This is a genomic window from Kitasatospora putterlickiae, assembly GCF_039527695.1.
Lineage (GTDB): Bacteria > Actinomycetota > Actinomycetes > Streptomycetales > Streptomycetaceae > Kitasatospora > Kitasatospora putterlickiae.
Genome location: NZ_BAAAKJ010000354.1, coordinates 3559 through 7536 on the forward strand (window position 1 = coordinate 3559; position 3978 = coordinate 7536).

The 3978-nt window shown below is 76.9% G+C and carries 4 protein-coding genes; 2 read left to right on the forward strand and 2 right to left on the reverse strand.

Annotated features, from left to right (window positions below; genetic code table 11):
- Positions 1-374: phosphatase PAP2 family protein (locus tag ABD308_RS32475; protein ID WP_425554902.1), on the reverse strand; the 374-nt coding region annotated here is incomplete at its 3' end.
- Positions 375-714: 340 nt separating this feature from the next.
- Here ABD308_RS32475 and ABD308_RS32480 point away from each other — a divergent pair.
- Together ABD308_RS32480 and ABD308_RS32485 are read left to right on the forward strand one after the other, a co-directional pair.
- Positions 715-1380, forward strand: a complete 666-nt coding sequence (locus tag ABD308_RS32480; RefSeq protein WP_344343070.1) for a lysophospholipid acyltransferase family protein — start codon at positions 715-717, stop codon at positions 1378-1380.
- Between the two features lie 318 nt (positions 1381-1698).
- The gene (locus ABD308_RS32485; protein ID WP_344343072.1) at positions 1699-2115 is read left to right on the forward strand and encodes a VOC family protein; all 417 of its coding nucleotides are present in this window, start codon (positions 1699-1701) and stop codon (positions 2113-2115) included.
- Between the two features lie 97 nt (positions 2116-2212).
- Here ABD308_RS32485 and ABD308_RS32490 read toward each other — a convergent pair whose 3' ends face one another.
- On the reverse strand, positions 2213-3817 hold the full coding sequence (locus ABD308_RS32490) for an ABC-F family ATP-binding cassette domain-containing protein (RefSeq protein ID WP_344343074.1): 1605 nt from the start codon (positions 3815-3817) through the stop codon (positions 2213-2215).
- Positions 3818-3978: the final 161 nt, after the last annotated feature.

Below are 3978 nucleotides of genomic sequence, written 5' to 3' on the forward strand. Positions count from 1 at the left end.
GTGGCGAAGGCGGCGGCCGAAGCCGAGTGGCCCGAGGGGAAGGAGGTGGTGACCGGCTGCCGGAGCAGCCGCCGGGCGACCGGAACCGGGTCCAGCAGGGGGCGTGGTCGACGGGTCACCTGCTTGGCCGCGATGTTGGCCGCCGACGAGGCGAGCAACAGCGAACTCACCCCGCGCAGCGCGGCCCGCCGTCCGGCCCGTCCACCCACGGCCCCGAGCACGGCGGCGGCGCCGAACCAGAGCATCCCGTGGTCCGCGGCCCGGCTCAGCCGGCGCAGCCAGCGACCGCTCACCGACCCGGTTCCGAACGGGCGGTCCGCCGTGGCGACCCGGTGGAACAGGGTCCGGTCGATGACGTCCAGTCGCCTCCTCATACGCGAGGAGCCTAGACGCGGCCGGCGCCCGGCGCGCGGCGAACGAGGGAAATCGAAATGTCGGGCGAGACCTGACCCGGATTCCGTCGCGACGGGCCTCCCGGAGGACCTGGCCCTCCGTCCGGGGGCCATCCGCTCGACCGTGCGACGCTCCATGCGGGCCGGGCCGGGCCGGGCGACCGGGCTCCGGCCTCCCGGCCGTTCGCGCCGTGAAGAGGTCGGGCTCGCGACCGGACGACTACCCGCACCCGGCTGAGTACGGGTACTCAGGCGCCGCCCCGGCGGGTCCGCGCAGACTGGCCGGAACCGCACTCCGCCACAGAGGAAGCACGCCACCGCCATGCTGAGCCGCGCCGCCACCCTCCTCGTGCCCGCCTTCGGCCGCCTGGACATCACCGCCGACACCGACGGCCCCGCCCCGGGCAGCATCGTCGCGGCCAACCACACCTCGCTCGCCGACCCGGCCGTCGTGCTGGCCGCCCTGCACCGGCTCGGCGCCCGGCCGGTCGTCCTGGCCACCGCCGGGCTGTGGCGCGTCCCGTTGCTCGGACCGGCGCTCCGCCGGGAGGGGCACATCGCCGTCCACCGCGGCACCGCGCGGGCGGCGGAGGCACTCGACGCGGCGGGGGAGGCACTGGCGGCCGGACGGGTCGTGCTGATCTACGGCGAGGGCGGGCTGCCGCGCCGCCGCGACTCCGGTGAACTGCCGCCCGGCCCGTTCCGCAGCGGCCTGGCCCGGCTGGCGCGGGCCACCGGGGCACCGGTCGTCCCGCTCGGCCAGGCCGGGTCCCGCCGGCTCACCTCGGGCGGGCCGCTCAAGCAACTCGCCGGCCTGGCCACCGCCCCCGTCCGCCGCCCCGCCCTCCATGTCCACCTCGGCACCCCGCTGCACCTCCCCGCCGACACCGCCGAGGCGACCGCCCGCGCCCACCGGGCCGTCACCGCCGCCTGGACGGTCGCCGCCCGACGGACCCGGCGAGGCGGGGCCGCTTCACGGCCGGTGTGAGGCGGGTGGTGGGTCGTCTCGCGCACGGGGTGCGTGGTCCCCGTACCCCGGTGGGAGGGCGCCGGGTGGCGGGCCGTGTCTCTTCGCCGGCTGGTTGTGGGGTTTCAGGCGCCGCGTGGGCGTCCGGGGGGGTGGCTTTCGGCGTCCGGTCGCCGAGGCGGAGGCCTGGGCTCGGCGCGGTGCCGCCGCTCCTGGGCGGTCGTCGTCCGACCGGCTGGGCGGGAGTGGCGTCAGCGGTGTGGGCGCAGGGGAGCCGTGTACGTCCGGCGCGCGCAGGGGCCGCCGGGTGATGTCGGTGGGGTGGGCTAGCGTCGCGGCATGGATCGCGAACAGGGGGCGACGATGGGGATGTTCACGGCGGTCGGGCGGACGGTGGTACTGGTCGAGGACGTCGAGGCGGCGCTCGGGTTCTACCGGGACGGGCTCGGGTTCGCCGTGCTCTTCGACGGGGATCTCGACGGCTACCGGTTGCTGCACGTCGGTCCGGCGGATGGGGCGGGGGCGGCGGGGCTGTGGCTGATGCCGGCGGAGTCCGCGGAAGCGCGGGCGGTGGTGGGGCGGCAGACGGGGGGCATGCCGCTGCTGGTGCTCTACACGGACGACCTGGACCGGGTGGCGGCGCGGCTGACGGAGCTCGGCGTGGCCACCCGGCCCGGTGTGCCGGACGGCGGGTCGGGCCGTTCACTGCACTTCCGGGACCTCTACGGCAACGAGTTGATCGCCGCGCAGCCGTAGGCGGGCGGGGTGGGACGGGCGGAGGGGGCCGTTCATCGCCCGCTCCGCCCGGTTCCTGATCGAGGCTCGCCGGCCCTGACGGGTCGGTCGTGGCGGGTCAGCCTTCGGTGACCAGGTCGAGGTAGTCGTCGCTCCACAGGTCCTCGTCCCCGCCGGGCAGCAGCAGGACGCGGTCCGGCCGCAGTGCCTCGACGGCCCCCGGATCGTGGGTGACCAGCACGATCGCGCCGGGGTAACCGCCCACGGCCGACAGGACCTCGGCCCGGGAGGCCGGGTCGAGGTTGTTGGTGGGCTCGTCGAGCAGCAGCACGTTGGCGCCGGAGTGGACCAGCCCGGCCAGGGCGAGCCTGGTCTTCTCGCCGCCGGACAGCACCCGGGCCGGCTTGTCGGCGTCGTCGCCCCGGAACAGGAACGCGCCGAGCACGTGCCGCAGGTCGCCGTCGGTGAGTTCCGGTGCGGCCGCGGCGAGGTTCTCCCGGACGGTGCGGTCCGGGTCGAGGGTGTCGTGCTCCTGGGCGAAGTAGCCGAGCCGCAGCCCGGGCCCGGATACGACGCGTCCGCCGTCCGGCGACTCCCGGCCGGCCAGCGTCCGCAGCAGCGTGGTCTTGCCCGCCCCGTTGGGCCCGAGCACGACGAGCCGGCTGCCCCGGTCGACGGCGAGGTCGAGCCCGTCGAGCACGGCGCGCCCGCCGTACGACTTGGCGAGGCGGACCGCGCCGAGCGGCATCCGGCCGCAGGGCGCCGGCTGGGGCAGCCGGATGCGGGCGGTGCGCTCGGCCTGGCGGACCGGTTCGAGCGCGGCGAGCATCCGGTCGGCGCGGCGGGCCATCGAGCGGGCGGTGACGGCGGTCGCCACGTTGGCCCGCATCCGGTCGGCCTGGGCGTGCAGGGCGGCGGCCTTGCGTTCGGCGCTGGCCCGCTCGCGGGCGCGGCGGCGCTCGTCGGCGGCGCGCTGGGCCAGGTAGGCGGCCCAGCCGGTGTTGTGGACGTCGACCGTGGCGCGTTGCGGGTCGAGGTGGAAGACCCGGTTGACGGTGCCGGCGAGCAGTGGCACGTCGTGGCTGATCAGGACCAGACCGCCGGGGTAGCCGGCCAGGTAGCCGCGCAGCCAGGCGACGGCGTCCGCGTCGAGGTGGTTGGTGGGCTCGTCGAGCAGCAGGGTGCCGTGGTCGGCGAAGAGGATCCGGGCCAGCTCGACGCGGCGGCGCTGGCGGCCGGAGAGTGCGCCGAGCGGGCTGTCCAGCAGCCGCTCGNCCGCGACCCGGGCGGCCTCGCCCTCCGCCGGGTAGCCGCCGCGGGCCTGGAACTCGGCCTCGGCCCGGGTGTAGGCGGCCATGGCTCGGCGCTGCGCGCGCTCGGCGCCGGGGCCGGTGGCCAGGGCGGTCTCGGCGATGGCGGTCTCGGCGGCGCGCAGGTCCTGGACGGCGGTGTCCAGGCCGCGCGCGGACAGGATCCGCCCGGTGACGGTCACGGTCGGCTCGGCGGCGCGGGAGTCCTGCGCGAGGTAGCCGACCGGGCCGGTGCGGGTGACGGTCCCGGCGGCGGGGCGCAGCCGGCCGGCGAGCGTGGCGAGCAGGGTGGTCTTGCCGGCGCCGTTGCGGCCGACCAGGCCGATGCGGTCGCCCGGGGCGATGTGGAAGGTGACGTCGGACAGCAGCAGGCGGGCGGCGACGCGCACGTCGACACCACGGGTGGTGATCAAGAGGATGACGCTCCGTAACAGCGAACGGACACACGGGTGGCGTGGAGGCGGGTCCGTCAGCTAGGAGATACGGGGCGTCGACATGGCGCCGAGGTTAGCCCGGGGCGCCGGGCGGGCGCATCCGGTTTTCCGTGGAGGCGCCCGGACGTCCGCCGGAGGCG

Bases quoted from the DNA above. Each gene is read 5' to 3' on its own strand.
- ABD308_RS32480 (WP_344343070.1), top strand. From the start codon at position 715: ATGCTGAGCCGCGCCGCCACCCTCCTCGTGCCCGCCTTCGGCCGCCTG.
- ABD308_RS32485 (WP_344343072.1), top strand. From the start codon at position 1,699: ATGGATCGCGAACAGGGGGCGACGATGGGGATGTTCACGGCGGTCGGG.